This window comes from Kitasatospora sp. NPDC028055 (genome assembly GCF_040637885.1).
Classification (GTDB): domain Bacteria; phylum Actinomycetota; class Actinomycetes; order Streptomycetales; family Streptomycetaceae; genus Kitasatospora.
Window position 1 is genome coordinate 238,429 of record NZ_JBEZXE010000004.1, and the last position, 26,386, is coordinate 264,814.

Genomic DNA, 26,386 nt, shown 5'->3' on the forward strand with positions numbered 1-26,386 from the left:
CCGCGCGACGGAGGAAGGACGGAGGGAGGGAAGGCGGAGGGGAGACGAAGCGGATCAGGTCAGGTACTGGCAGGTGTCCCGGCGCAGGAAGGTGCCGTGTCCGGCCCGGCCGAGCCAGCGGCCGTCGTCCAGCACCACGGTGCCGCGCGAGAGCACCGTCCGGGCCCGGCCGGTGAGCCGGCGGCCCTCGTAGGCCGAGTAGTCCACGTTCATGTGGTGGGTGGCGGCGGAGACGGTCTGCACGGCGGTGGGATCGTAGACCACGAGGTCGGCATCGGCACCGGGCACGATGGTGCCCTTGCGCGGGTGCAGCCCGAACATCCGGGCCGGGGTGGTGCAGGCGATCTCGATCCAGCGGCGCCGGCTGATCCGCCCGTCCACCACGGCCTGGTGCAGCAGGTCCATCCGGTTCTCCACGCCCGGGAGGCCGTTGGGGATCTTCGAGAAGTCACCGCGGCCGAGTTCCTTCTGCCCGACGTAGCAGAACGGGCAGTGGTCGGTGGAGACCACCTGGAGGTCGTTGGTGCGCAGTCCGCGCCAGAGCGCCTCCTGGTGCTCGCGCGGCCGCAGCGGCGTGCTGCACACGTACTTGGCGCCCTCGAAGCCGTCGGCACCCTCCTCGGCGAGGTTGTCGGTGGAGAGGAAGAGGTACTGGGGGCAGGTCTCGCCGAAGACGGGGAGCCCGGCGTCGCGGGCCCGGGCGAGTTCGTCGAGCGCCGAGGCGGCGGAGACGTGCACCACGTAGAGCGGGCTGCCGGCCACCTGGGCGAGCTTGATCGCCCGGTGGGTGGCCTCGGCCTCCAGGAGTTCGCGCCGGACCTCGCCGTGGTAGCGGGGGGCGGTGCGCCCGGCGGCGAGGGCCTGTTCGACCAGGACGTCGATGGCGATGCCGTTCTCGGCGTGCATCATGATCAGCCCGCCGTTGGCCGCGCCGCGCTGCATGGCGCGCAGGATGCGGCCGTCGTCGCTGTAGAAGACGCCGGGGTAGGCCATGAAGAGCTTGAAGGAGGTGGACTCGCCGGAGTCGACCAGCGCGTCCATCTCCTTGAGGACGGCGTCGTTGACGTCCGAGACGATGGTGTGGAAGGCGTAGTCGGTCGCGCAGTTGCCCTCGGCCTTGGCGTGCCAGGCGTCCAGGCCCTCGCGCAGCGCCCCGCCGACGGGCTGGACGGCGAAGTCGACGATGGTGGTGGTGCCGCCCCAGGCGGCGGCGCGGGTGCCGGTCTCGAAGGTGTCGGAGGCGGCGGTGCCGCCGAACGGCAGCTCCATGTGGGTGTGGGCGTCGACGCCGCCCGGGATGACGTAGTGGCCGGTGGCGTCGATGACGGTGTCGGCGCTCCAGGCCTCGGCGGCGGCGCTGCCGGTGACGGCCAGGGCGGCGACGCGCTCGCCCTCGATCAGGACGTCGGCGTGGAGTTCGTCGGTGGCGGTGATGACGAGGCCGCCGCGGACGACGGTGCGCTGCTGCGGGTCACGGGTGGTCATCGCGGTGCTCCTCAGGCCTCGGCGAGCGGTCCGTAGGCGTCGGGCCGGCGGTCGCGGTAGAACGCCCACTGCTGGCGGACCTGTTCGATCAGCCCGAGGTCGAGGTCGCGGACCACCAGCTCCTCCTCCTTGTCGGAGGCGACGTCGCCGACGAACTGGCCGCGCGGGTCGACGAAGTAGGAGGTGCCGTAGAAGTCGTTGTCGCCGTACTCCTCGGTGCCGACCCGGTTGATGGCGGCGACGAAGTACTCGTTGGCGACGGCGGCGGCGGGCTGTTCGAGCTGCCAGAGGTAGGCGGACAGGCCGCGGCTGGTGGCGGAGGGGTTGTAGACGATCTGCGCGCCGGCCAGGCCCAGGGCGCGCCAGCCCTCGGGGAAGTGCCGGTCGTAGCAGATGTAGACGCCGACCTTGCCGACGGCGGTGTCGAAGACGGGCCAGCCGAGGTTGCCGGGCTTGAAGTAGTACTTCTCCCAGAAGCCCTTGACCTGCGGGATGTGGTGCTTGCGGTACTTGCCGAGGTAGCTGCCGTCCGCGTCGATCACCGCGGCGGTGTTGTAGTAGACGCCGGTCTGCTCCTCCTCGTAGACCGGTACGACGATCACCATGCCCAGTTCGCGGGCGAGGTCCTGCATCCGGCGCACGGTCGGCCCGTCCGGGACGGCCTCGGCCCAGCGGTAGTGCTCGGGTTCCTGGACCTGACAGAAGTACGGGGAGTTGAACACCTCCTGGAAGCCGATGATCTTCGCGCCCTGGGCGGCGGCCTCGCGGGCGTACCGCTCGTGGAGCGCGATCATGCTCTCCTGGTCGCCGGTCCAGCGGGTCTGGACGAGCGCGGCACGGACGATCTGCGACATGGGTACCTCCGCAACTCCGCGTCCCGGCCGTGCGGTCGGGCCCGCGGTCTGAGGGTTGACGGGGCGGGTTTCGCCTGCGGCTCCGCTCGGGGGCCGCGGGGTTCTAAGGAAGGGTCTACGTGCGTAGAAAGCGATCTGTAGACGGTAGGCCCGGCTTTGGTCGCCTGACAATACGTCGGCAGTAACGCCTATGGGGCGATCTTGTTACGCGGACACGCGGGTAGCCCTGGGTGGGATGAAATGCTCATCTACCCCATTGGTGGCCTCCTTACTCATTCGAGTGAAAGCGGGCACCGGGGGTGCGGAATCGGCCACGGCAGGGTAAAACGCGCCTTGACGGTGCGACGGATCGTCATCCGCCGCACGTACGGGGCGACTTCGGTGATGATGCGCTGATCATGCGCTGATCATCCGGGGTCGGATGCGGCAATCAAACACGGGGATCGGCCGCGGCGATCGACGGTCGGCAGGGGGCCGAACGGGGGGTGGTACTGATGACGGCGACGGACGAGCGCGCGGAGCGCACGGCGGGTACGTCGGCGCCGGCGGGGCGGCCGCCCGCCCTACCCGCCTGGGCGGGCCTGCTGCTCGCCCCCGGAGCCCTGCTGCCGCTCGTCGGCGGCCTCCTCCTCGCCCCCGGGCGGGTGCCGCGGGCCGGGCTGACGGCCCTGCGCCTGGCCGGCTCCCGGGCGGCCGCCGAGGCGGTGGTCGGCGGGAGCTCCGGGGCGTACCGGGCCGCCCTGGGCAGCGAGCCCTGGCTGATCGCCGGCTACGGGCTGACGCTGACGGCCGCGGCCCTGCTGGGCGGGTACGTGCTCGGTCAGCGCCGCAGACTGGGGGCGCCCCTGGTGGTCGGGGTCGCCGGGCTGCTCGCCGCCGGCTGCGACCTCGCCGCGAACGTCCTGCTGCGCCTGGGGCTCGACCACGCCGACTCCGACACTCCCTTCGTGGTGGCGGCGGCGCTCACCACCGTCAGCCGGCTGCTACTCCTGCCCGCCGGGGTGACGGCCGCGGCCCTGCTCGCGGTGACGGCCGCCAGGGCCGCTCGCGGGCTGCGCGCCACGGCGGTGAAACCGGGTGACGACGCCGATCCGGACCGCCCGGCGCTGATACCGCCCTGGCCCGTCCTCACCCGGCACGGCCACCCGCTGCACGGGCCCCGGCACGGGCTCCGACACGCGTCCCGGCCCGAACCACCGCCCGAACCGCCGCACGGATCGCAGCACGAGCCACCGCGCGAGTCACCGGACGAGTCGCCGCACGACTCCCGTCCCGGCCCCCGGCGGCCGGAGGCCGCGACGCCACCCGACGCTCCCGGCACCCACGCCCACTGGCGGGACGCCGGCCGGGTGCCGCCCGGCCGCGAGCCCGCCGAGCTGGGCTTCTGCGCCTCGGGCGGCGGTATCCGCTCGGCCTGCGTCACGCTCGGCGCACTCCAGGCCCTGCGCCCGTGGCTGAAACGGGCCCGCTACCTGGTCTCCGTCTCCGGCGGCGGGTACACCGTGGGCGCGCTGCAGCTCGCGCTCAGCGACTCCGCGCCCGGCAGCCCGGTGCGCGCCGTCTCGGGCCTGACGGCCGACACGGTGCTGGAGCCCGGCTCCCCGGAGGAGGACCACCTCCGCCGCCACAGCAAGTACATCGCCGACGGCACCGGCGAGTGGCTGGTCGCCCTCGGCACGCTGCTGCGCGGCGTGCTCTCGGCGCTCAGCCTGCTGCTGGCCGCCGTCCTGGTGCTCGGCCTCGGCCTCAGCCGCTTCTACCACGCCGTCCCGCTCGCCGACCTGGACGCACTGGCCGCCGCCGGCCTGCGCCACCCGGGCGCCGTGCCGGGCGGGTTGGAGTTCCGCGCCCCCGCGTTGGCCGCCCTCGGCGTGCTGCTGGGCGCGGCGGCCTGCTGCTGGCTGCTGTGGCTGCTGGCCTTCCCACCACTCGGCTGGCACGCGCTGCTGCCGCGCACGCTGCGCCGGCTCAACTACGCCGCGCTCGCGCTGGCCGGGCTGCTGGCCCTCGGGGTGCTGGCGGTGCCGGGGCTGGCCTGGGGCGCGGTCCGGCTCCAACAGGCGCTGGCGGCCGGGCCGCAACTGACCGGCGCGGGGCTCAGCCTGACCGTGGTGCTCAGCTACCTCGCCCTGCTGCTCGGCATACTCTGGCGCGACCGCCGGGCGATCGGCGGCGGCGTGCGCGCGGCCGCCGGGGCGCTGCGCGGCGCGGGCCGGCTCGGCGGCGGGCTGACCGCCAACCTCCCGCAGTACCTGGTGGTCTGGGCCGCCCTCAGTGCCCTGACGGCCGGCGCGCTGCTGGCCCTCGGCTGGGCGGTCGCCACCGGGTACGCCTGGCCGACGGCCGTCCAGGTGCTGCTGCCGCTGGTGCTCGGCGCGGTCGGGCTCAACCTCGACCAGACCTGGATGAGCCTGCACCCGTTCTACCGGCTGCGCCTGGCCTCGGCCTTCGCCGTCCGCCGGGTCACCGAGGGCGGCCGCTCGCTCGCCCGCCCGTACGACTTCCACCGGGAGCAGACCTGGCTGAGCCACTACGGCGCCCGGCACCCCGACTTCCCCCAGGTGATCTTCTCGGCGGCGGCCAACCTGTCCGGCAACTCCCGTACCCCGCCCGGCCGTCGGGCGGTCTCCTTCTCCCTCTCGTACGACTACGTGGGCGGCCCGGACATCGGCTACGCGCGCACCGACCTGCTGGAGCGGCGGACGCGTCGGCACATCGCCCGGGACCTCACCGTGCAGTCCGCGATGGCCGTCTCCGGCGCTGCCTTCTCCTCCGCGATGGGCCGCCAGTCCAAGGTCTACCAGGGCCTGTTCGCGGTCACCAACGCCCGGCTCGGGACGTGGCTGCCCAACCCGGCGGAGCTCGGCCCGGCCTGGTCCGGCACGCCTGACTGGCGTCGCGCCGGGCAGCCCGCCGTACGCCGGCTGCCCTACCAACTCCGCGAGCTGACCGGCCGGTTCCCGGCGGACGACCGCTTCCTGCTCACCACCGACGGCGGGCACTACGAGAATCTCGGGCTGGTCGAACTGCTGCGGCACCGGGTCCGGACGGCGGTGAGCATCGACGCCAGCGGGGACTCCGGCTGCGCCGCCAACCTGGCCGCCGCGATCACCCTGGCCCGCGAGGAGCTCGGCATCGTCATCACCCTGCACCGGCCGGAGCTGTTGATCCCGGGCAGCGCCACCAGCGCCGACGGGGCCGGCACCGATGGCGGAACTCCCCTGCGCGGGCTGGCGGCCCAGCTCTCCGAACGGCTCTCGGCCCGGGGCGTGATCACCGGGGATGTCCACTACCCGGCCATCGACGGCGAGCCCGACTCCGAACGGCACGGCACGCTGATCGTCCTCCAGGCGGTGCTGACCGCCGACATGCCGTACGAGCTGCAGTCCTACGCGGTGGCCCACCCGGCCTTCCCGAACGACGGCACCAGCGACCAGTGGTTCGACCACCAGCAGTTCGACGCCTACCAGACGCTCGGCCGCTACCTGGGCGAGCAGGCCGGACCGGTGATCGAACGGGCGCTGTCCGCCGCTGCGGCCGCCGCCACCGCACCTGCGCCCACACCCGCACCCCCACCCGTGCCCGCGCAGCCGCGCGGTGGGCCGCCCGCAGCATCCGAGCCGCCCGCCGGGGACCGGACCGAGAGCTGAACAGAACGCTGAGCAGAGGGCTGAGCCGGCGCCCCTGGCCGGGGCGCCGCGTCTCCCGTCCACAAGGCGCAACAGGCGGCAACAAACGGGCGCCCCGGCTTGACTTCGTCCGACCGGCTCGGAAAAGATCCGGGGCATGGACTCCGGCACCACTCTGGTTTGCCGCCTGCACGTCGATCTGCGACGCCAGGCGAGTTCCATCTGTGCCTGTTGACCCTGTTCCACTTCGCCGGTTCCGCCCTGTGACCACTGCCAGGGCCCGCACCGTGCAGCCGTACCCGCAGTCCTGAAACCCGCCCGCCCGGCGGCACCGCACGTGCCGTGCCCGGCCGGGTGCGGGCCGCTCCGCCGGCCCGCGCCCGTCACCGCCACGTCGCAGCAGCCGCAACCACGGCCGCAACAGCCGCACCCCGCGGCCCCGCCGCCGGATCCGAGCGCCCCTCCCGACGTTCCCGCCGCACCCGAGGACGCCCCATGAGCCTGGACCTCGCAACCGAGAACCCGACCCGCAGCCCCGAGCCACCCCCAGCCGCCGACCCCACCGGAGACCCCACCGCCGTCCCAGCCACCGGCTCCGCCGCAGACCCAGCCACCGACCCCGCACGGCCCCCGCTCAGCCCGAGCACCCTGCGGACCGTGGTCCGGGAGCTGGCCGAGCGGCCCGACCAGTGGATCCACCTGGTCCGGCTCTCCACCGAGGAGCGCTGGTACCAGCGACTGGTCGCCGAGGACGACCACGAGGTCTGGCTGATCAGCTGGCTGCCCGGCCAGTCGACCGGCTTCCACGACCACGGCGGCTCGCGCGGTGCGTTCACCGTCGCGCTCGGCGAGTTGGAGGAGCTGTCCCTCGGCGGCCCGGACCAGGGCCTGCTGATCCGCAGGGTCCCGGCCGGCACGGCCCGCGCCTTCGGCCCGGAGTACGTGCACGACGTGCGCAACACCGCCTCGGGCCCGGCCGTCACCCTGCACGCCTACTCGCCCCCGCTGAGCTCGATGGCGCACTACGACCTGCGGGCCGGCGGGCTCGTCCGCACCTCTGAGGAAGGACCGGAGCAATGGTGACCACGATCGACGACCTGGTGGAGCGGGCCCGCGAGGGCGTCCACCGCCCGCGCGCCCGGGAGGCGTACCAGGCCCAGCTGGACGGCGCGCTGCTGGTGGACATCCGTCCGGCGGCGCAGCGGGCCGCCGAGGGCGGCATCCCGGGCGCGCTGGTCATCGAGCGCAACGTGCTGGAGTGGCGGCTCGACCCCACGGGCAGTCACCGCATCCCCGAGGCCTCGGGCTACGACGTCGAGGTGATCGTGGTCTGCTCCGAGGGCTATGCCTCCAGCCTGGCCGCGGCCTCGCTGCGCGAGCTCGGGCTGCACCGGGCGACCGATCTCGACGGCGGTTTCGTCGGCTGGGCGGCGTCCGGGCTGCCGACCCGTCCGGGCGGCTGAACCCTCGGGCCCGAGGTCACGAGGGGTGTTCCCGGGCGGCTGAGCCCGGGTCACCTCACGGGGCACCGGGCCGCCGGGCCGGGAGTCATGCCGCGTGCCGGGCGGTAAATCAGGGACAGGAGATGATGCAGGTCATAATCTGATCAGAGTTTCCGCCGGTCCGAAGCTGGGCAGCCAGGCGGGCGGAAGAACGCCCGGGCGGTGCGACCGCCGCCAACCGAACGACCCGAAAGACCGACCGACACAGGCGCCGCCTCCCCGGGGCGCCCTGACGAGGAAACACTCCGTGATCAGATTCGAGGGCGCCGGCAAGCGCCACCCAGACGGCACCATCGCGGTCGAGGGACTGGACCTGGAAGTCCCGACCGGTCGGATAACCGTCCTGGTCGGGCCCTCCGGGTGCGGCAAGACCACCCTTCTGCGCATGGTCAACCGGATGGTCGAGCCCACCTCGGGCCGGGTGCTGCTGGACGGCACCGACGTCGCCGAACTGGAACCCGCCAAGCTGCGCCGAGGCATCGGGTACGTGATCCAGCAGGCGGGGCTGTTCCCGCACCGCAAGGTGATCGACAACATCGCCACCGTCCCCTACCTGCTCGGCTGGGACCGCAAGAAGGCCCGGGCCCGGGCCGCCGAACTGCTGGAGCTGGTCGGCCTCGCCCCCGAGACCGCCAAGCGCTACCCGTTCCAGCTGTCCGGCGGCCAGCAGCAGCGGGTCGGCGTGGCCCGGGCGCTGGCCGCCGACCCGCCAGTGCTGCTGATGGACGAACCGTTCAGCGCCGTCGACCCGGTGGTGCGGGCCGGCCTCCAGGAGGAACTGCTGCGCCTGCAGTCCGAGCTGCACAAGACCGTGCTGTTCGTCACCCACGACATCGAGGAGGCCGTCCGGCTCGGCGACCAGGTCGTGGTGCTGCGCGAGCACGGCCGGATCGCCCAGCTGGCCGACCCGCACACCCTGCTGACCGCCCCCGCGGACGACGGCGTGGCCGCTTTCCTCGGCCGCGACCGGGGCCTGCGCGGCCTGGGCCTGCGGCCCGCGAAGGCCGTCGAGCTCCGCCCGATCGAGGACGGACTCCGCCACGGGGGCTGGGAGTTGGCCCTGGACGACGAGCGCCGCCCGATCGGCTGGATCGACCGTGCCGCCGGGGCCACCGAACTGCGGCCGGCCGCCGGCTACCGCCCGGACACCGACACCCTGCGCGCCGCCCTGGACGCCGCCGTGCTCTCCCCCGCCGGGGTCGCGGTCGCGCTGGACGCCGACGGCCGGGCGGTCGGCACCGCGGGCCGGGAGGCCGTCCTGGCCGCGCTCACGCCGGTCGCCCTCACCAAGGCGAACCGGGCGGCCGTGACGGACAAGGCGGCCGTGACGGACGAGGCGGACGGGGCGCACGAGGCGGACCAGGCAGACGAAGCGCTCCCGCAGTCCCCGACGGACGGAGCCGACGGTGGACGATGAACCGATCGTCCGCTGGTACTGGATCGGCGACCACCTCGGCTACCTCGGCAACCTGCTCGCCGACCACGCCGTGATCGCCCTGGTCCCGGTGCTCATCGGCCTGCTGCTGGCGGTTCCGCTCGGCCTGGCCTGCGCCCGCTTCCCCCGGCTCTACCAGCCGCTGTCCGCCGTCTTCAACATCGTCTACGCGCTGCCCTCACTGGCCGTCTTCGTGGTGCTGATCCCGTACACCGGGCTCGCCACCCAGGCGACCGTGATGATCCCGCTCACCTTCTACGCCCTCGCCGTCCTGCTGCCGACCACGGTGGACGGGCTGCGCGCCGTCCCGGACTCCGTCCGGCAGGCCGCCACCGCGATGGGGTACGGGCCCTGGCACCGGCTGACCGCCGTCGAACTGCCCGCCGCCGTGCCGTACCTGATCGCCGGGCTGCGGGTCGCGGCGGTGTCCAGCATCTCGCTGGCCAGCGTCGGCGCCCTGATCGGCCGCGGTGGGCTGGGCTACCTGTTCATCGACGGGTTCCAGCGGACCTTCCCGACCCCGATCGTGGCCGGGATCGTGCTGATCGCCGTGCTGGCGCTGGCCGTCGACCTGCTGCTGGTGGCCGCCCGCCGGCTGCTCGCGCCGTGGGCCGTCCGGGAGCAGGGGGCGGGCTCGTGAACTGGCTGAACTGGCTGAGCGACTTCTTCTCCGCCCCGGACCGCCGCAGCGGCCCGGACTCGATCGTGCACCGGGTCTCCGAGCACCTGCTGCTCTCCGGCGAGGCCCTGCTCTTCGCGGCGCTGCTGGCCGTCCCGCTCGGGCTGCTGATCGGCTACACCGGGCGCGGCGTCACGGTGGTCACCGCGCTGGCGGGGGCCGCCCGCGCCCTGCCCACTCTGGGCCTGGTCACGCTCGCGGTGCTGCTCGCCGGGGTCGGCGACACCGCCGTCCTGTTCCCGCTGGTCGCCCTGGCCGCGCCGCCGCTGCTGGTGGCGGCCGTCGAGGGGGTGCGCGGCACCGATCCGGACGTCCGGGACGCCGCGCGCGGGATCGGCCTGACCCACCCGCAGGTGCTGTTCCAGGTCTGCCTGCCCTCCTCCGCGCCGACCCTGCTGGCGGGCTTCCGGACCGCGACCGTCCAGGTGATCGCGACCGCCACGGTGGCCGCCTACGTCGGGCTGGGCGGCCTGGGCCGCTACGTCATCGACGGGCTGGCCACCCGGCAGTACGCGGTGACCGTGGGCGGCGCGCTGCTGGTGGTGCTGCTCGCGGTCGGTGCCCAACTGTTCTTCGCCCTGCTCGCCCGGTTCGCGCTCCCGCCCGGGGTGCGCGCCCAGCGCCGGACCCGCTGAGGCCCCTCCCTGCTTCTCTCTCCCATTCGCTCCGGAAGGACAACTGTCATCATGTCGACATTCAGCGGAAGCCGCCGCGCCGTACTCCTCGGCACCCTCGCCGCACTCGCCCTGGGCGCCACCGCCTGCGGCTCCTCGGGCAGCAGCGACCCGCTCGGCGGCGGGTCGAGCGCCTCCGCCGGTGCCACGGCCTCCGGCGGTGCCGCCTCGGGCGGCTCCGGTGGTTCCGGTGGTTCCGGCGGGACCGTGGTGGTCGGCTCGGCGAACTTCCCGGAGAACGTGCTGCTCGGCTCGATCTACTCGCAGGCCCTCAAGGCCAAGGGCGTCAAGGTCCAGGAGAAGTTCAACATCGGCAGCCGCGAGGTGCTCTACGGGCAGCTGCAGAGCGGCAACCTGACCGTCCTGCCCGAGTACAACGGCGCGCTGCTCGCGTACCTGGACGCCAAGAACACCGCCGTCACCACCCCGGACGTGAACGCGGCGCTGACCAAGGCACTGCCCGCCTCGCTGGCCATCCTCGACTCCTCCCCCGCGGAGGACAAGGACTCGCTCAGCGTCACCCAGGAGACCGCCGACAAGTACAGCCTCAAGAGCATCACGGACCTCGCGGCCAAGGCCGGCGAGTTCACCATCGGCGGTCCGCCGGAGTTCAAGACCCGCCGCGAGCAGCAGTTCAAGGACGTCTACGGGCTGACCTTCAAGGAGTGGAAGCCCACCGCCGACACCACCGCGAACGCGCTCAAGGACGGCAGCATCCAGGTCGGCAACGTGTTCACCACCGACCCGAAGATCGTCCAGTACAAGCTGGTGCCGCTGAGCGACCCGAAGAACGTCTTCGGCGCGCAGAACGTCACCCCGCTGGTCAACAAGGCGGGCGTGGACGCCAACGCGACGGCGGCGCTCAACGCGGTGTCGGCCAAGCTCGACACGGCCGGGCTGACGGCGCTGATGAAGCGGGTCTCGGTCGACAAGGAGGACCCGTCGGCGGTGGCCAAGGACTGGCTGAAGAGCAACGGGCTGGGCTGACGGTCCGACCTAGCCGTCCGCCGCCCGACTCGGCCCGGCCCTGCCCTGCCCGGGAATCGGCGGGCGGTGGACAGCGGACAGCGGACAGCGGCACGGCGGGCGGCGGCACGGAGGGGCTTCCTCCGGGGCCGCCGTTCGCCGTTTCCGCGCCCTTCGCAGCAGTCCCACCGGACCTTCCCTTCTACGCCGCGAACATGACAGTGTGGCGCCATGCGCACTCGTCTCCTCGCCGCCTCCCTCACGGCACTCGCCGCGGTGAGCCTCGCTGCCTGCTCCAGTTCCGCTTCGAGCTCGGGCTCCGGCTCGAGCTCGGGCTCCGGCTCGAGCTCGGCCAAGGCCACCGTCGCGGCCGGCTCCCCCACCGCCGCCGCCACCGCCGACGCCACCGCCACGGCCTCGGCAGGCGCCCCGGCACCCGCGACGGCCGCACCGTCCGCACCCGCCGACCCGGGCTCCACGCCCGGCGCGGACGGCTCGGCCCCGGCCAAGCCCGCACCGCCCGCCGACGCCGGCCTGCCTGCCAAGCCGGACGCCGACCTGACCGGCAAGGTGGTCGCCGCACTGAACGCGATCGACCCGGCGATCGTCGGCGGCAAGCCCGACCAGGTGGTGGAACAGGCCCGCAAGCAGTGCCAGGCGCTGTACCAGTACCCCAAGGACAAGGCGAAGCTGGCCCAACTGGCCGACCAGCACTTCACCTCGCCCGAGCATCCGCAGGGCTTCGGACCGGACACGGCCGCGAAGATCGACGACGCGCTGCGTGCCACCCTCTGCCCGGCGGCGCGCTGACGCCTCCCGCACCACCCCCGAACCGCCCGGTGTCCTGAGCTCCGGGCAGCCGTGGCCGCGCCCCGTCCGCCGGGTGCGCGGCCATCGGCGTCCCCGCCCTTCGACGGCCGGGGCCGTCCGCTGACGAACTGTTAGCTCTCTTGACAGACCAGTGGTCTAGTCCAAACATAAGCATGTCGATCCGACCGGGATGCACTGTGGGGGTGTGACCACCGGCGGCTGAGGCACTGCCCTGCCCTGCTCCGCTCCACCCCCGCTCCCTACGGCGTGCGCACCTCTCGCACCGCCGCCCGCCTCCACGCGAGGCGGCGGGCTCCGCACGCCCTCACGTCCGCATCGAACGCCCCCTGCACCCGATTCCCCGCACTCGATTCCCCGCACCCGATCCCCGGCCCCGGACGTCCGCACGGTCGACCCCACACGACCACCGGACGCCCCACGGCCCGCACGCCCCAACATCCTCCCCCACCACGTCTGTTGGAGAATCCATGCGTCTTCGCAGAACCCTCCGGGCCGCGCTGACGGCCTGCGTCACACTGGCTGCCTCGGCCGGTCTGGTCGCCACCGGGACGGGCTCCGCCCAGGCCGCCACCCCGCTCCCCAGCCGGGTCTTCGCGCCCTACTTCGAGTCCTGGACCGGCCAGAGCCCCGCCACCCTGGCCGCCCAGTCCGGCGCCAAGTACCTGACGATGGCCTTCCTCCAGGCCGCCACCAAGGGCTCCTGCACCCCGTACTGGAACGGCGACACCTCAAAGCCGGTGTCCTCCTCCACCTTCGGCGCCGACATCGCCACCATCCGCGCCAACGGCGGGGACGTGATCCCCTCCTTCGGCGGCTACACCGCCGACAACACCGGCACCGAACTGGCCGACAGCTGCACCGACGTCAACCAGATCGCGGCCGCCTACGAGAACCTGATCACCACCTACGACATCAGCCGGATCGACCTCGACATCGAGGACAACTCGCTGACCAACACGGCCGGCATCGACCGCCGGAACAAGGCGATCAAGGTCGTGCAGGACTGGGCCGCAGCCAACGGGCGCAACGTGCAGTTCTCCTACACGCTGCCGACCACCACCAGCGGGCTGGCCGACAACGGCCTCGCGGTGCTGCGCAACGCCGTCAGCAACAAGGCGCGGATCGACGTCGTCAACATGATGACCTTCGACTACTACGACAACGCCACCCACGACATGGCGGCGGACACCCAGACCTCGGCGCAGGGCCTGTACAACCAGCTGGCCCAGCTCTACCCGGCCAAGTCCCCCTCACAGCTGTGGGGTTCGATCGGGATCATCGAGATGGTCGGCATCGACGACTTCGGCGCGGCCGAGACCTTCACGGTCGCCAACGCCACCACCGTGTACAACTGGGCGGTGTCGAAGGGCATCAACACGCTGTCCTTCTGGGCGCTCCAGCGCGACAACGGCAGTTGCCCGGGCAAGGGCGGGGACGACTCCTGCTCCGGGATCAACCAGAACACCTGGGACTTCACCCACATCTTCGCGCCCTTCACCGGCGGATCGACGGTGACCAACGACTTCTCGGTCGCGGTGAACCCGAACTCCGCCACCGTGAAGGCGGGTTCGTCGACCTCGGCGGCGATCGCGACGGCGGTCACGGCGGGCTCGGCACAGAACGTCAACCTCTCGGTCAGCGGCGCCCCGGCCGGTGTCACCGCCACCGTCACCCCCGGCAGCGTCACCGCCGGAAACGGCGCCACCCTGAACATCGCCACCACCTCGGGCACCGCGGCGGGCACCTACCCGCTGACCGTGACGGCCACCGCGCCCTCCGGCAGCCACACGGCGACCTACTCGCTTACCGTCACCGGCACGGCCCCGTCGACCGGCCTGGTCAACGGTGACCTGGAGACCGGCAAGGCGGCCCCCTGGACCTGCCAGAGCGGTGGCGGCATCGTGACCACGCCGGTCCACTCCGGCTCGTACGCACTGCAGGCCGCGGCCTCCGCGAGCCAGACCGGCGACTGCACCCAGACCCTGACGCTCAAGCCCAACACCAGCTACACGCTGAGCGGTTGGGTGCAGGGCAACTACGCCTACCTGGGCGTCAGCGGTGGCGCCAACGCCAGCACCTGGACCATCTCCTCGGGCTGGACCAAGCTCTCCGTCCCCTTCACCACCGACGCCTCCGGCAGCGTCACGGTGTACCTGCACGGCTGGTACGGGCAGGGCAGCGTCTACGGGGACGACTTCTCGATCTCCTGAGCGACGGGCGACAGCTGGCAGATGACAGCTGACAAGTAACAGATAACAGAAAACAGATAACGGATAACAGCTGACAGATTTCAACATCTGTCAGCTGTTATCCGTCTGTCGTCATCTGTCAGGCCCGCTCGGTCGCCCCCTCTGCCCCCTCCGCCGCCTCCCGCAGCCGCCCCGGCCGGCACAGCGCCGCGTACGTCGCCAGCGCCAGCGCACCGCAGCCCAGCACCACCAGCGCGAGCAGGGTCGCCGACGGTCGCCCGCCGAGGCTGCTCAACGGCGCGACCACCGCGCCGCACAGGAAGTTGCCCGTCCCCAGCAGCGCCGAGGCCGTCCCGGCCGCCTGCGGCTCCACCAGGCTCAGCGCCTGCGCCGCCGTGTTCGGCAGCACCACCCCGAGACTGCCCATCAGCACGAACAGCGGCGGGCAGAACCCGGCCAACCCGAAGTCCCACACCGTGGTCAGCAACACCAGAGCCGCCCCGGCCGCGACAGCCGTCCCGAGCCCGGCCAGCATCAGCGACCGCGCGGCGAAGCGCGGCGCCAGCACCCGCCCGTTCAGCTGGGTCATCACCACGATGGAGAGCGAGTTCAGCCCGAACAGCAGGCTGTAGGTCTGCGGGGACACCTGGTAGACGTGCTGGAGGACCGTCGACGACCCGCTGATGTACCCGAACAGTGCGCCGAACGCCAGCGAGCTGGTCAACGCCAGTCCCAGGAAGGGCCGGTGGCTCAGCAGCCGCGCCATCGTGCGCAGCGTCGCGCCCACCCCGCCGCCGTCCCGGGCCTGCGGCGGCAGGCTCTCGCGCAGCGCGCCGAACGCGGCCAGGGTGAGCAGCAGCCCGAGCGCCGTGAGCGCCCCGAAGGTGCCGCGCCAGGAGGTGAAGCGCATCAGCTGCGCCCCGATGATCGGGGCGAGGATCGGTGCCAGTCCGGAGATCAGCGCGATCGAGGCGAGGAAGCGCAGCATTGCCACGCCCTGGAAGCGGTCCCGGGCGACGGCCCGTCCGATGACCAGTCCGGCCGACCCGGCCGCGCCCTGGACGAAGCGGGCCGCGATCAGCACCGACAGGTTCGGCGCGAACACGCACACCACGCTGGACAGGGTGTAGACGACCAGCCCGGCGAGCAGCGGCGGACGGCGCCCGAAGCGGTCGCTGAGCGGCCCGAAGAGCAGTTGCCCGGCCGCGACCCCGATCATCGAGAAGGTGAGGGTGAGCTGGACGGCGGCCGGTTCGGCGACCAGGTCGTCTGCGATCGCGGGCAGGCCGGGCAGGTAGAGGTCGGTGGTGAGCGGGCCGAGCGCGGTGAGGCCTCCGAGGACGACGACGGTGGCCCGGCCGGCGGCTGCCGACCTGCCGGACGCCGGGGCCTGGACCTGGGCTGAGGCTGGAGCTGGGGCTGGATCGGTCGACGTGTCGTCGGTGGGACCGACGGTCGGGCCGGGCATGGCTCTCCTAACGGACGCGGTGACGCGGGGTTCGTTCGCGGTCCGTCCTATCGCAGCACCTCGGGCGCGACGACGGCAGGGGTGCACCGGGACGGATCCGCCCACCGGCCGATCCACAGCACGCGCACGACGAAGGCCCGCCCGCACCTTCCGGTGCCCGGCGGGCCGTTCGTTCCCTGGTCAGGACAGCTGATCCGGGATCAGCGCCCGGTCAACGCCCGATCAGCACCCTCAGTGCTTGGCGACCTGCTCGGCGCGAAGGGCCGCCTGCAGCGTCGCGCCGTCCTGCCACGCGTAGAGCTGGTTGCCGGTGAGCGTCACATTGTAGTGCCCGCAGGTGCCGCTGGCCTTGGCCGCGATGCCCTCCGGGAACCAGCCCGCCTTGAGCGAGACCGGCACCGGGTGCGGCCCCTTGCCCGGCACCCCGGTGTTGCAGCCGGCGGGCAGCCGGCCCTCGGGGAGGGTGGCCCGCAGCAGCCGGTCGTCGCCGGTGGTGGACATCAGGTACCTGACCGAGGAGGCGTTGTCGGGCAGCCAGGTCGGCACCGAGCGGCGTTCGGCCTTGGCCTGCGAGCCGCTGTCGAACGCGGCCTGCTCCTGGTGACGCCCGTCGTACCACTCGGACACCCGCGGGCCGACTGCCACCGCTGCCACGGCGACGGCCATGCCGGTGCCCGCGACTCCCAGCGCGACCTTGCTCACGATGCCCTTCATGCCTGGCTGCCCTCTCCGTGTGCGGTGCCGATGCGTCCGGTGTGCCCGGTACGTCCGATGCCTGTGCTGCGTGCTGTGCGCCTGCTGCGTGCGGCGCCCGTGCTGCGTCCGGTGCGGCCGGGACCGCCGCCGGCCCGTCCGCGACCCGTCCGGGCTGAACGGTCCGCCGTCCGGGTGTATCCATGGTGGCGCGGACCGACCTTCCGGATCGTCACCACCAGGTCGCGATCGTGCATCCAACCCACGGGGTACCGTCTCCACCTTCAGGCGTACGTCCGTGGGGCCGGCCCCGGAGGCAGGCGGGTGCCGCTCCGGCGCTCGGGCCGCCACGCCGGGCCCGGGTACGTCCCGAGCCCCGATCGAGCCTGACGCAGGCTGGGCCCCGCCGCAGCCCGGTGTGCTGCACCCGGGGCACCGGCCCGCGGGCGGGCATGGGCCGGGCGCGCGACGAACGGGGGCGGGGCGCCGGGTCAGACGGTCGCGGGGACCGGCCGGGCGACGGGGAAGGGGCGGCCGTCCAGGGTCCAGTGCGGGTCGATCGGGCGCAGCAGCGAGGCATACACCTGGGCGGCCACGTCGGGGTGGCGGATCTCGCCGGTGGGCGGGCCGGCCGGGATGTCGTGCCCGGCGCAGGCGACCCAGGCGGTCCGCTCCTCGACGGTACGGCCGCCGTGGCCGCCGGCGTCGACGTGCCCGTGGTCGGTGACCACGATGACGGTCCACTGCTCCTGCGGGTAGTCCTCCCGGCCGCGGACGGCGTCGAGCAGCCGGCCGAGGCGCTCGTCGGCGGTGCGCATGGAGGCGCGGTACTCCTCGCCGCAGCCGAGGAAGTGGGCGGTCTCGTCCACGGCGCCCAGGTAGACGAAGGAGGCCTCGGGGTCGGCGGTGCCGAGGACGTGGACGGCCTCCCGGGTGACCTCCTCGTCGACGGTCTCCCAAGCCTCGGGGGTGTCCTCGGCAGGAGCCACGTAGGAGAGCCTGCCGGGGGCGCGAAAGAGCGGCCCGCCGGACTCGTTGATCATCAGCGGGTCCCAGCCGGCCGCGACGAAGGTGCGGCGGCGGTCGCCGCGGTTGAGGCGGGTGGCGAAGTCGGGGAAGACGTCCAGCCGGTTGCCGCCGAGGTGGTTGCCCCAGACGCCGTGCTTGGCGGGCTCGACGCCGGTCACGATGGTGGCCCAGCACGGTCCGGACATCGTCGGGGTGGAGTCCGCGACGGTCACCGGCACCAGGAACCCGGCCTCGGCAACCTCCTGGAGGCGCGGCATCGGCACCTGGGCGAGGTAGTCGTGGCGGACTCCGTCGATCCCGACCACGAGGACGCGGGGGCGGGGCCACTGGACTGCGGACATGGTGGGGCTTCCTCTCGGTCGTGCACACCCGGCCGCGCCCGCCGAGGGCGCCGCCGACCGCGCCATGCTTCACGGCCGGCCGTACCGGTCGGCGACGGGGCGCCGAACAGCAGGTGTCCGTGAGGTGTCGGGAGCCGAAGCGGGCGTGGCGGCCGCCCGTGCGTGCCTCCCCGTCGGGCAGGAACACCCGGTACTCGGCGGCGATGGCCACCGGCTCGCTGACCAGGACGGGGGTGTCCGGGCCGATCCGCTCGCCGGTGCGGGGCAGCCGGTGCCGTCCGGGTGGACGGCGGGCGGAAAGGACCTGTCGGCGGGCGGCTTGGCGAAGGCCGGGTGACGCGGCGTCCAGGCAGGCGAGCCGGCAGGCGAGCAGGACGGGCGCGCGCAGGGCCGTCAGCCCTCCGGCCGGAACTCGTGCACGACCTCGATCCGGCCGACGATGTGCCGGTTGAACTCCGCCAACTCCTCCGCCGGGACCCAGAGTTCGAGGATCGTCCGGCCACCGGCCCGCTGCACCGGGTAGCGGGCGAGGAAGTCCGTCTCCACCTCGAAGCGGGTGACGTAGCCGACGCCGGAGGCGGGCACGTTCCAGTCGCGGGCGATCCGGACCGCGTAGTCCTCGTTCAGCACGGGGTAGAAGATCGGCTGCTCGGGCAGCCGGGCCGGCCAGGCACGCCAGTCGGCGGCCTCGACCAGGGCCAGTTCCTGCGGGCCGGTGGGGCGCCAGAGGGTGGTGGTCGGGGGCTGCTGCCGGGCGGGCTGACTGGTCATGGCGGGACGGTAGCCGGGCCGCGAGGGGCCCGGCCACCGGTTATTCGCTGCTCAGGGTGGGTGGACGGCTCGTCAGCGGTAGGCGGACTCACCGGTGATGGCCTCACCGAGGACCAGGGTGTGGATCTCGCTGGTGCCCTCGTAGGTGAGCACCGACTCCAGGTTGTTGGCGTGCCGCAGCACCGGGTACTCGGTGGTGATGCCGTTGGCGCCGAGGACGGTCCGGGCGCTGCGGGCGATCTCCAGCGCGGTGCGCACGTTGTTGAGCTTGCCGAAGCTGACGTGCGGCGGGCGGGCCGCGCCCTCCTCCTTGAGCCGGCCGATCCGCAGGGCCACCAAATACGCCTTCTCGACCTCCAGCATCATCTCGACCAGCTTCTGCTGGGTCAGCTGGAAGCCGGCGATCGGGCGGTCGAACTGGATCCGGCTCTTCGCGTAGTCCAGGGCGGCGGTGTAGCAGTCGCGGGCGGCGCCGACGGTGCCCCAGAGGATGCCGTAGCGGGCCTCGTTGAGGGAGGAGAGCGGGCCGCGCAGGCCGGTGACGCCGGGCAGCACGGCGTCGGCGGGCAGCACCACCTCGTCGAAGGCCAGCTCGCTGGTGACGGAGGCGCGCAGGGAGAGCTTGCCGTGCACGTCGGTCGCGGTCAGGCCGCGGGTGCCGCGCTCGACCAGGAAGCCGCGCACGCCCTCCTCGGTCTGCGCCCAGACCACGGCGACGTCGGCGATGCTGCCGTTGGTGATCCACATCTTGCTGCCGGACAGCACCCAGTCGCCGCCCTCGCCGCCCTTGCCGCCCTTGCGGACCGCCCGGGTGCGCATGTTCGCCGGGTCCGAGCCGAAGTCGGGCTCGGTGAGGCCGAAGCAGCCGATCAGCTCACCGGCCGCCATGCCGGGCAGCCAGCGCTGCTTCTGCTCCTCCGAGCCGAAGGCGTGGATCGAGCGCATCGCCAGCGAGCCCTGGACCGAGACGAAGCTGCGCAGCCCCGAGTCGGCCGCCTCCAGTTCCATGCAGGCGACCCCGTACGCCACCGCGTCGGCGCCCGCGCAGCCGTAGCCGTCGAGGTGCATGCCGAGCACGCCCAGCGCGCCGAGTTCGGGGGCGAGTTCGCGGGCCGGGAAGACACCGCGCTCGAACCAGTCGCCGATGTGCGGGCGGATCCGCTCCTCGGTGAACCGGCGGACGGTGTCGCGGACCAGCCGCTCCTCGTCGGTCAGGAGGTCGCCGACCGCGAGCAGGTCGGCCGGGTCGATCCGGGTCGGCTTCGGCATTGAAGCTCCTTGTAGTCTCGGCGGGACATCGGCGAGTATTCCGCAACCCGCCCGGTCAGGGACCGACGGGAGCGAGTGAGGAAGGCGACATGTCCGGCACCGGGTACGTGGTCGACGAGGTGACGGCCGAGGAACTGGACTCCTCGGTCGCCGAGTTCGCCGGGCTGCTGACGGAGACCGTCGACGGCGGTGCCTCGGTCGGCTTCCTCGCCCCGCTGGAGCCGGGCGAGTCCGTGGCGTGGTGGCGGGCGCTGGTCCCGGAGCTCGCGGCCGGCCGGCTGGTGCTGTGGACCGCCCGGGCGGCGGCCGACGGGCGGCTCGCCGGGACGGTGCAGCTGCGGCCGGCCACGACGGCGAACGGGCGGCACCGGGGCGAGGTGGCCAAGCTGATGGTGCACCCGGCGGACCGCGGGCAGCGGCTGGCCGGGCGGCTGCTGGCGGCGCTGGAGGAGCGGGCGGCGGGCTCGGGGATCCGGCTACTGGTGCTGGACACCGTGACGGGCAGCCCGGCCGAGCGGATGTACGAGGCGGAGGGCTGGACCCGGGTCGGCTCGGTGCCCGACTACGCGGCCGACACGACCGGCGTGCTGCAGCCGACCACCATCTTCTTCAAGTCGCTGGTGCGCTGACGGCTCGGGCGGGCCGAACGGGAACGGCCGATTCGAGCGCGAACGGCCGGTACGAATCCGAACGGCCGGTACGGAACACGGAAGGGGAGGCGGGACATGGCACGTTGGGCGCTGGTCGTCGAGGAGACGGTGGGCATCGGCAAGGACCGGACCTGGGGCAACAAGGTGCTCGGCGAGGTCGAGGGCACCCGGGAGGAGGCCGTCGCGGAGCTGCGGCGGATCGTCCCGACCTACACCCCGGAGCACCCCATGAGCAGCCGGCAGCAGACACTGCTGCGGGACGGGGACACCTACCTGCTGATCTCGCGGGGGAGCATGCGGGACTACCACTGTGTGTTCAAGGTGTGGGAGCTGCTGTGGGACAGCAAGCGGCCCGAGGTGCAGGCGGAGCGGTTGACGAGTGACGACTGACGACTGACAGATGACAGCGAACAGATAACAGATTTCGAAATCTGTTATCTGTTCGCTGAATACTGTCAGCCGTTTGCCGTCCGCCGCGCTCGGCCTGCCGTCACCCCACCCCGCACAGCCTCAGCACCGCCGCCGTCGCCGCCCCGGCCACGACCACCACCGGGAACGGCGCCCGACGCCAGGCGAGCACACCCGCGACCAGCACCCCCGCCGGGCGGGCCCACCCGGCGAAGCCGTGCCCCTGGGTCAGCGCACCGGTCGCCACCAGTGCGACCAGCAGCACCGCCGCCGCGACGGCCAGCAGGTGCCGGATCCGCGCCGAGAGCGCGAGCCGGTGCCCGAGCAGCGGGCCGGCCACCCGGTAGGCGTACGTCCCGGCGCCCAGCAGCAGGATCGCGTACAGCGGCATCATCGGGCCTCCTCCTTCACGGCCGCCGGGGCGGCCTCCTGCTCCCCCGGTTCAGCCGGTGCCCCAGGTCCGAGCCCCGGTCCGGGCCGCCCGGCGAACAGCAGCCCGACCAGGGCCAGCAGCACCGGCAGCCCGCCCGGCACGAAGGGCGTGGCCGCGACGGCCACCACCGCGCCCACCACCGCGGCCGTACGAGTCGCGCGGTCGGCGAGCGAGGGCAGCACCAGCGCGAGCAGCACGGCCGGGAAGGCGGCGTCCAGCCCGAGCGCGTCGGTGTCACCGATCAGCCCGCCGGCGAGGCCCCCGAGCAGCACCGCGACGTTCCACACCACGAACAGCGAGACCCCGCAGACCCAGAACGCCGCCCGACGGCGGCGCGGTTCGTGCTGCTGCAGCGCGAAGGCCGCACTCTCGTCGGTGAGCATCTGTGCCCCGAACAGCCTTTGCCACCAAGGGCCCTGGAGCACGTCGGCGACCGCGAAGCCGAACGGCAGCAGCCGGGCGTTGAGCACCAGCCCGGTGGTGACGGCCGCGAGCACGCCTCCCCCGGAGAGCACTATGCCGACGGCTGCGAACTGCGAGCCGCCCGCGAAGACCAGGACGGACAGGGCGGTCGGCACCCAGAGCGGCAGGCCGCCGGACACGCTGATCGCGCCGAAGGAGGCGCCGACGAGCGCGTCGGCGACACAGACCAGGGCGATGTCGCGGAGGGTCACATGTTCGAGTGTTCGGAGTAGCGAACGCATGTTCATTAGCGTGAACCCAAGAGTCGATGTTCGTCAAGGCGAACGGAAGGACCGATGTGACGAACGCCCTCGAAGCCCGTAGCGACTCTCCCGGAGGCCGGCCGTGGCAGCATGAACGGCACCACCAGCGGGAAGCCGACCGAAGGAGCCTGGAGAAAGCGTGAGTGGCGAGCATGAGTGACCGGACCACCCGGCCCGAGGGCGCCAACGGCTCCGGCACGGAGCTGATCGGCCAGATCGCCGCGTCCATCCGGCGCGAACGCGAACGCAGCGGCCTGTCGATGGCCGAGCTGGCCCGCCGCGCTGGCATCGCCAAGTCGACGCTCTCGCAGCTGGAGTCGGGCGCGGGCAACCCCAGCGTGGAGACGCTCTGGGCACTGGGGGTCGCGCTGAACGTGCCGTTCAGCCGACTGGTCGACCCGCCGCGCCCCACCGTCAAGGTGCTCCGGGCCGGCGAGGGCCCGGTGACCCACTCCGAGCAGGCCAACTACGCGGCCACAGTACTCTCCTCCTGCCCGCCGAACGCCCGGCGCGACATCTACCGGATCGAGGCCCAGCCGGGCGACACCCGGGCCTCCGAGCCCCACATGCCCGGCACTGTCGAGCACGTGCTGATCGGCTCGGGCCGGGCCCTGGTCGGCCCGACCGAGTCGCCGGTCGAACTCGGCCCGGGCGACTACATCAGCTATCCCGGGGACGCCCCCCACGTGTTCCGCGCACTGGCCCCGGACACCCTCGCGGTGATCGTGATGGAGCACATCTGACGCACCGCCGCCGGCTGCGGCGACTGGCCCCCAGCGGGTGGCGACCGGCGGGCAGCGGGTAGCGGGTAGCGGGTGCGGCCGCGAACAGATGACAGCAAACAGATAACAGCTGACAGATTTCGAAATCTGTCAGCTGTTATCTGTTATCCGTTCGCTGTCACCCGCCGTTCGTCAGCGTCGGCCGCCCACCGCCACCTCCCGGCCCGGAGGCCCGGGCTACCTCAGCAGCCCATCCAGGAACGGGTTCCCGAACACCCGGTGCGGGTCGTACCGGTCGAGCGTGGCGACCGCCTCGTCCCAGCCGGGCCCGCCCCCGGCGCGCAGGCTGTCGGGAATGACCCGGCCGATCAGGTCCTGGTCGGCCCAGGCGGCGTCCGCCGTGTACGCCCACCCCTTGGACCACTCGACCCGCACCCCGGCCCGGGTGCCGTCGAAGGTACGCAGCAGCCACTGCTCCAAGTCCCGGGCGAAGCGCTCCAGTCCGGGCGTGCCGGGGAAGGCGAGGACATCGAGCCAGACCGCGGTGTCCCACTCCGGGCGGTCCGCCCGGGGCCGCAGCGCGGACAGCAACGGGGGCCGGGCCCCGGGGACGCCGGAGTAGGACGGGTCGTCCAGGCCGGTGACCCGGATCTCCACCGCGCCGTTCACCGGGAACTCGCCCCTGGCCTGGTACTCGCCGAGCAACTGCCGGTAGTAGGCGGCGAATTCGCTGACCACCCACTGCAGGTCGGCGCGCTTGGTCAAGATCGCGTAGCCGTTGGCGGTGACGCGCAGCGTGGTGGGCCGGACGTACTGCAGCAGGGCGCGCGAGGGGCCCCAGAGGTCGGAGCGCAGGCCGCCGGCGAGCAGGTGGGTGATCAGGTCGCCGGTGAGCAGGTCGCGCAGCAGTCCGCCGGAGAGCAGGACGTCGGTGAGGTCGCCAGTGAGCGCCACCTTGGCGATCAGGTACTGGAGTTGACCGAACAGCGGGGCCGATCCCCAGGCGCCGGAGACGATTTGGCCGGCCAGTCGGGCGACCGGTTCCGGAATGCTGTCCGAGAAAGGGTAGTTGTAGGGCTGGTCGACGGCCCGGGAGGCGAGCGGCTTGCTCGGGGCGACGGTCCAGGTCTTGAGCCACGGGTAGTCGGTGTAGGCGAACCAGATCGCCTCGACCCGGCCGTCGCGCTCGACGAAGTCGGCGAGGGCGCGCGGGCCACCGCCGCCGCCCAGTACTCCGCCCAACACTCCGCCGAGCAGCCCGCCGCCCCCGGTGGCGGTGCCGGGGCGGGCGAACAGGTCGCTCGCCGGGATGTCCAGCCGACTGACGCAGCGCAGCGGGCGGTCGGCTCCGACGCGCAGCACGACCTCGGTGAGGAAGGCGCGGCCCAGGTGGACCAGGAACGCGGCGCTGTCGGCCTCGGCGCGGTCGAAGGTGCGCAGCGCGTAGCGGCCGGTCGCCGGGTCGAGGACGACGGCGGTGAGCTTGACCACCTGGTTGCTGACCGAGCCGTAGCCGTGCCCGTCCGGGCGCAGTTCGCCGCCGGCGCCGGTGGCGGTGCCGTGGCCGCCGATGGCGAGCACTCCGCCGACGGTGAGGTCGCCCGGCGCCGGGCAGGCCGTCAGGCCGAGGCCCCGGTCGGACAGGTGGGCGAGCAGCGCCTCCATGCTCGCGCCGGTCTGCGCACGCACGGTGGTGGGCGAGTCGGCGGTGACGGCGGTGAGGTACCGGTTGGTGTCCACGAGCAGGACCCGGGCGTCGGCCGGGGTGCCGTTGGCGACGGTGAGCGGCGCCCAGGTGTGCCGGTAGCCGGTGGCGCGAAGCCGCCAGCCGTTGGCGTGCGCCCAGTCGGCGAGGGCCGGGACCTCCTCGGGGGTGCGTGGCGCGCAGGTCCACAGCTGGTCGGTGCGGATCTCGCCGGACCAGTTCTGGAACACCCGCTGGTACAGCTCGGTGCCGGCGGGAAGGCCGGGCGGTACGGGTGTGGCCGCCTCGGCGCTGTCCGGGCCGATGGTTCCGCGCAGCAGCCAGGCAGCGCCGCCGAGCGCCGCGGAGGCGCCGAGCAGTTGTCGCCTGGTCAGGCCGCGGTGGGTGTCGTTGCCGTCGTGTTCTGTGGTCATCCGGTCCGCCCCCTGCATCGGTTCCCCGGGCCGGATCGCGGCGCTCCGGGGCGGTCGGCATCCGCCTGACCCGGTCAGGAGCGTACGAAGTGCCGTACGACAGTTTGAAGCGTTCCGGCCGGGATCTCACTCGTTCGAGTGATCATGGCGCGAACGGGCGAGACCCGTCCACTGTCCACTCCGTCCGCGCCGAGCTGCCCCGGCGGTAGTCGCGCCGCCTCCGGCAGGGCCGGGTTCAGCGTGGCGCCGCGAGGGCGGCCTCCGCGTAACGCTGCCACCGGTCGGCCGCCGTACCGGGCAGGCAGACCCAGTCCTTCATCGGTCGCCCGCCCGCCGGGTCGAACAGGTGCGCCCCCGTCAGGGCGAGCGCCTCCGCGTGCTCCGCCGATTCCCGGCCGAGCCGGCAGACAAGTTCGTCCCCGTGCAACCCGGCGAAGGCCTTGCCGTCGGTGTCTTTCAGACAGGGCATGCCGAACATCTTGGAGCGGTGGGCGCCCCGGGGCGCCAGTTCGTCAGCGATCGCCTCGTAGCGGGTGGCGGCGGCATCGTTGCTGTTCATGCCGCCATGGTGGGGCTCGGTGTGGCGGGCGTCCAGCCTGGCCGGACCGGGTTCCCGGCCCTTGCCCAGCTCCTCGCCGGCCGCATAGGTTGATCTTGACCCCCGCCCCCACCTGCCCGGAGGCCCCGCCATGCCCTTGTCCGCGCCGCTGACCGTCACCGTGGCCCAGCCCCTCTGCGCCGAGCGCGGCCGCCCGGACACCCTGGCCGTCAACGTCGAGCGGCACGCCGAGGCCGTCCGGGCGGCGGGGACCCGCCTGGTGGTGTTCCCCGAGCTGTCGCTGACCGGCTACGACCTGGCCGCCCCCGCCGTCGACCCGGCCGACCCGCGGCTCGCCCCGCTGGTCGAGGCCTGCGCCGCCACCGGCGCCCTCGCGCTGGTCGGCGCGCCGGTAGCGGAGGCCGACGGGCACGAGTCGATCGCCACCCTGGCGGTCACCGGCCAGAGCGCCACCGTCGTCTACCGGAAGATGCGCCTGCACGGCGAGGGCGAGCCCGACCGCTTCACCCCGGGCGAGAAGCCCGTCGTGCTGGAGCTGGACGGGCTGCGGCTGGGCCTCGCGGTCTGCGCCGACGCCGCCGACCCGACGCACGCCGAGGAGACCGCCGCGCTCGGCATCGACGCCTACGTCGCCTCCACCCTGTACGGCCCGGGCGCCGCGCAGGCCGAGCGGCGGGACGGGCACTGCCGGGCGCGCGCCACCGCGCACGGGGTCTGGGTCGTGCTGTCCACGTCCGCGGGGTCCACCGGCGAGTACCCGGACAGCTCGGGCGGTTCCGGGATCTGGGCACCCGACGGATCGTCCGTCGCCCAGGCCGGCACCGAGCCGGGCGAGCTGGTCCGCGCCGAGCTGCCCCGGCGCTAGGGCGTGTCTGACAATTCCCGCCGGGCGCGCGACGCCGGGGCACGCACCTCGCCGCGTTGTCGTCAGTCGCCGATGCTCCGCATGGACTCCC

General features: G+C 73.2%; 25 protein-coding genes. 14 read left to right on the top strand and 11 right to left on the bottom strand.

Annotated elements, in window-relative coordinates; translation table 11 throughout:
• Positions 1-54: 54 nt before the first annotated feature.
• Together hydA and AB0F71_RS08410 are read right to left on the bottom strand one after the other, a co-directional pair.
• Positions 55-1,485: a dihydropyrimidinase gene (gene hydA, locus AB0F71_RS08405; protein ID WP_360229880.1), complete on the bottom strand. Its 1,431-nt coding sequence runs from the start codon at positions 1,483-1,485 to the stop codon at positions 55-57.
• An 11-nt stretch (positions 1,486-1,496) separates the two neighbouring features.
• The gene (locus AB0F71_RS08410; RefSeq protein WP_360229882.1) at positions 1,497-2,339 is read right to left on the bottom strand and encodes a nitrilase-related carbon-nitrogen hydrolase; all 843 of its coding nucleotides are present in this window, start codon (positions 2,337-2,339) and stop codon (positions 1,497-1,499) included.
• Positions 2,340-2,833: 494 nt separating this feature from the next.
• Here AB0F71_RS08410 and AB0F71_RS08415 point away from each other — a divergent pair, with 494 nt between their 5' ends.
• The 10 genes from AB0F71_RS08415 (at position 2,834) to AB0F71_RS08460 (ending at position 14,265) form a co-directional block, all read left to right on the top strand.
• Positions 2,834-5,989 carry a hypothetical protein gene (locus AB0F71_RS08415; RefSeq protein ID WP_360229884.1) on the top strand — a complete coding sequence of 1,052 codons (3,156 nt, stop codon included), beginning with the start codon at positions 2,834-2,836 and terminating at the stop codon, positions 5,987-5,989.
• Positions 5,990-6,125: 136 nt separating this feature from the next.
• Positions 6,126-6,203, top strand: coding sequence for a putative leader peptide (locus AB0F71_RS08420; RefSeq protein WP_101948289.1), 78 nt, complete (start codon positions 6,126-6,128; stop codon positions 6,201-6,203).
• A 260-nt stretch (positions 6,204-6,463) separates the two neighbouring features.
• Positions 6,464-7,051 carry a cysteine dioxygenase gene (locus AB0F71_RS08425; RefSeq protein WP_360229886.1) on the top strand — a complete coding sequence of 196 codons (588 nt, stop codon included), beginning with the start codon at positions 6,464-6,466 and terminating at the stop codon, positions 7,049-7,051.
• Positions 7,045-7,431, top strand: a complete 387-nt coding sequence (locus tag AB0F71_RS08430; protein ID WP_360229888.1) for a rhodanese-like domain-containing protein — start codon at positions 7,045-7,047, stop codon at positions 7,429-7,431. Before AB0F71_RS08425 ends, AB0F71_RS08430 begins: the two co-directional genes overlap by 7 nt.
• 286 nt (positions 7,432-7,717) lie before the next feature.
• On the top strand, positions 7,718-8,887 hold the full coding sequence (locus AB0F71_RS08435; protein WP_360229890.1) for an ATP-binding cassette domain-containing protein: 1,170 nt from the start codon (positions 7,718-7,720) through the stop codon (positions 8,885-8,887).
• Entirely contained in the window at positions 8,877-9,545 is a 669-nt protein-coding gene (locus AB0F71_RS08440) for an ABC transporter permease (protein WP_188303439.1), read from the top strand. The genes AB0F71_RS08435 and AB0F71_RS08440 overlap by 11 nt, the downstream gene beginning before the upstream one ends.
• The gene (locus AB0F71_RS08445) at positions 9,542-10,219 is read left to right on the top strand and encodes an ABC transporter permease (RefSeq protein ID WP_360229892.1); all 678 of its coding nucleotides are present in this window, start codon (positions 9,542-9,544) and stop codon (positions 10,217-10,219) included. Before AB0F71_RS08440 ends, AB0F71_RS08445 begins: the two co-directional genes overlap by 4 nt.
• Positions 10,220-10,270: 51 nt before the next feature.
• On the top strand, positions 10,271-11,245 hold the full coding sequence (locus tag AB0F71_RS08450) for an ABC transporter substrate-binding protein (RefSeq protein ID WP_360229894.1): 975 nt from the start codon (positions 10,271-10,273) through the stop codon (positions 11,243-11,245).
• 210 nt (positions 11,246-11,455) lie between these two features.
• Positions 11,456-12,034 (top strand): hypothetical protein, encoded by a 579-nt coding sequence (locus tag AB0F71_RS08455; protein WP_360229896.1) that lies wholly within the window; start codon positions 11,456-11,458, stop codon positions 12,032-12,034.
• A 488-nt stretch (positions 12,035-12,522) separates the two neighbouring features.
• Positions 12,523-14,265: a glycosyl hydrolase family 18 protein gene (locus AB0F71_RS08460; protein ID WP_360229898.1), complete on the top strand. Its 1,743-nt coding sequence runs from the start codon at positions 12,523-12,525 to the stop codon at positions 14,263-14,265.
• A 118-nt stretch (positions 14,266-14,383) separates the two neighbouring features.
• Here AB0F71_RS08460 and AB0F71_RS08465 read toward each other — a convergent pair whose 3' ends face one another.
• The 5 genes from AB0F71_RS08465 to AB0F71_RS08485 form a co-directional block, all read right to left on the bottom strand.
• Positions 14,384-15,712: a multidrug effflux MFS transporter gene (locus tag AB0F71_RS08465; protein ID WP_360229900.1), complete on the bottom strand. Its 1,329-nt coding sequence runs from the start codon at positions 15,710-15,712 to the stop codon at positions 14,384-14,386.
• 231 nt (positions 15,713-15,943) lie between these two features.
• Complete coding sequence (locus tag AB0F71_RS08470) at positions 15,944-16,426, bottom strand: hypothetical protein (protein ID WP_360229902.1); 483 nt, start codon at positions 16,424-16,426, stop codon at positions 15,944-15,946.
• 470 nt (positions 16,427-16,896) lie between these two features.
• Positions 16,897-17,775 (bottom strand): alkaline phosphatase family protein, encoded by an 879-nt coding sequence (locus tag AB0F71_RS08475; protein WP_360229904.1) that lies wholly within the window; start codon positions 17,773-17,775, stop codon positions 16,897-16,899.
• A 393-nt stretch (positions 17,776-18,168) separates the two neighbouring features.
• Positions 18,169-18,546, bottom strand: a complete 378-nt coding sequence (locus AB0F71_RS08480) for an ADP-ribosylation/crystallin J1 (RefSeq protein WP_360229906.1) — start codon at positions 18,544-18,546, stop codon at positions 18,169-18,171.
• A gap of 72 nt (positions 18,547-18,618) precedes the next feature.
• Complete coding sequence (locus AB0F71_RS08485; protein WP_360229908.1) at positions 18,619-19,815, bottom strand: acyl-CoA dehydrogenase family protein; 1,197 nt, start codon at positions 19,813-19,815, stop codon at positions 18,619-18,621.
• 89 nt (positions 19,816-19,904) lie between these two features.
• On the opposite strand from AB0F71_RS08485, the gene AB0F71_RS08490 reads away from it, so the two are divergent.
• Positions 19,905-20,444: a GNAT family N-acetyltransferase gene (locus AB0F71_RS08490; protein ID WP_360229910.1), complete on the top strand. Its 540-nt coding sequence runs from the start codon at positions 19,905-19,907 to the stop codon at positions 20,442-20,444.
• Between the two features lie 96 nt (positions 20,445-20,540).
• Positions 20,541-20,855 carry a hypothetical protein gene (locus AB0F71_RS08495; RefSeq protein WP_360229911.1) on the top strand — a complete coding sequence of 105 codons (315 nt, stop codon included), beginning with the start codon at positions 20,541-20,543 and terminating at the stop codon, positions 20,853-20,855.
• Between the two features lie 100 nt (positions 20,856-20,955).
• Here the strand turns inward: AB0F71_RS08495 and AB0F71_RS08500 are convergent, their stop codons facing one another.
• The gene (locus tag AB0F71_RS08500) at positions 20,956-21,267 is read right to left on the bottom strand and encodes an AzlD domain-containing protein (RefSeq protein WP_360229913.1); all 312 of its coding nucleotides are present in this window, start codon (positions 21,265-21,267) and stop codon (positions 20,956-20,958) included.
• The gene (locus tag AB0F71_RS08505; protein WP_360229915.1) at positions 21,264-21,980 is read right to left on the bottom strand and encodes an AzlC family ABC transporter permease; all 717 of its coding nucleotides are present in this window, start codon (positions 21,978-21,980) and stop codon (positions 21,264-21,266) included. Before AB0F71_RS08505 ends, AB0F71_RS08500 begins: the two co-directional genes overlap by 4 nt.
• Positions 21,981-22,183: 203 nt before the next feature.
• Between AB0F71_RS08505 and AB0F71_RS08510 the strand changes: the two genes are divergently transcribed.
• Complete coding sequence (locus AB0F71_RS08510; RefSeq protein ID WP_360229917.1) at positions 22,184-22,774, top strand: XRE family transcriptional regulator; 591 nt, start codon at positions 22,184-22,186, stop codon at positions 22,772-22,774.
• Positions 22,775-22,990: 216 nt separating this feature from the next.
• Here AB0F71_RS08510 and AB0F71_RS08515 read toward each other — a convergent pair whose 3' ends face one another.
• Together AB0F71_RS08515 and AB0F71_RS08520 are read right to left on the bottom strand one after the other, a co-directional pair.
• On the bottom strand, positions 22,991-24,871 hold the full coding sequence (locus AB0F71_RS08515) for a cholesterol oxidase substrate-binding domain-containing protein (RefSeq protein ID WP_360229919.1): 1,881 nt from the start codon (positions 24,869-24,871) through the stop codon (positions 22,991-22,993).
• A gap of 235 nt (positions 24,872-25,106) precedes the next feature.
• A complete protein-coding gene (locus AB0F71_RS08520) occupies positions 25,107-25,430 on the bottom strand; it encodes a hypothetical protein (RefSeq protein ID WP_360229921.1) in 324 nt (107 codons plus the stop codon).
• 130 nt (positions 25,431-25,560) lie between these two features.
• Between AB0F71_RS08520 and AB0F71_RS08525 the strand changes: the two genes are divergently transcribed.
• Complete coding sequence (locus tag AB0F71_RS08525) at positions 25,561-26,295, top strand: carbon-nitrogen hydrolase family protein (protein ID WP_360229923.1); 735 nt, start codon at positions 25,561-25,563, stop codon at positions 26,293-26,295.
• Positions 26,296-26,386: the final 91 nt, after the last annotated feature.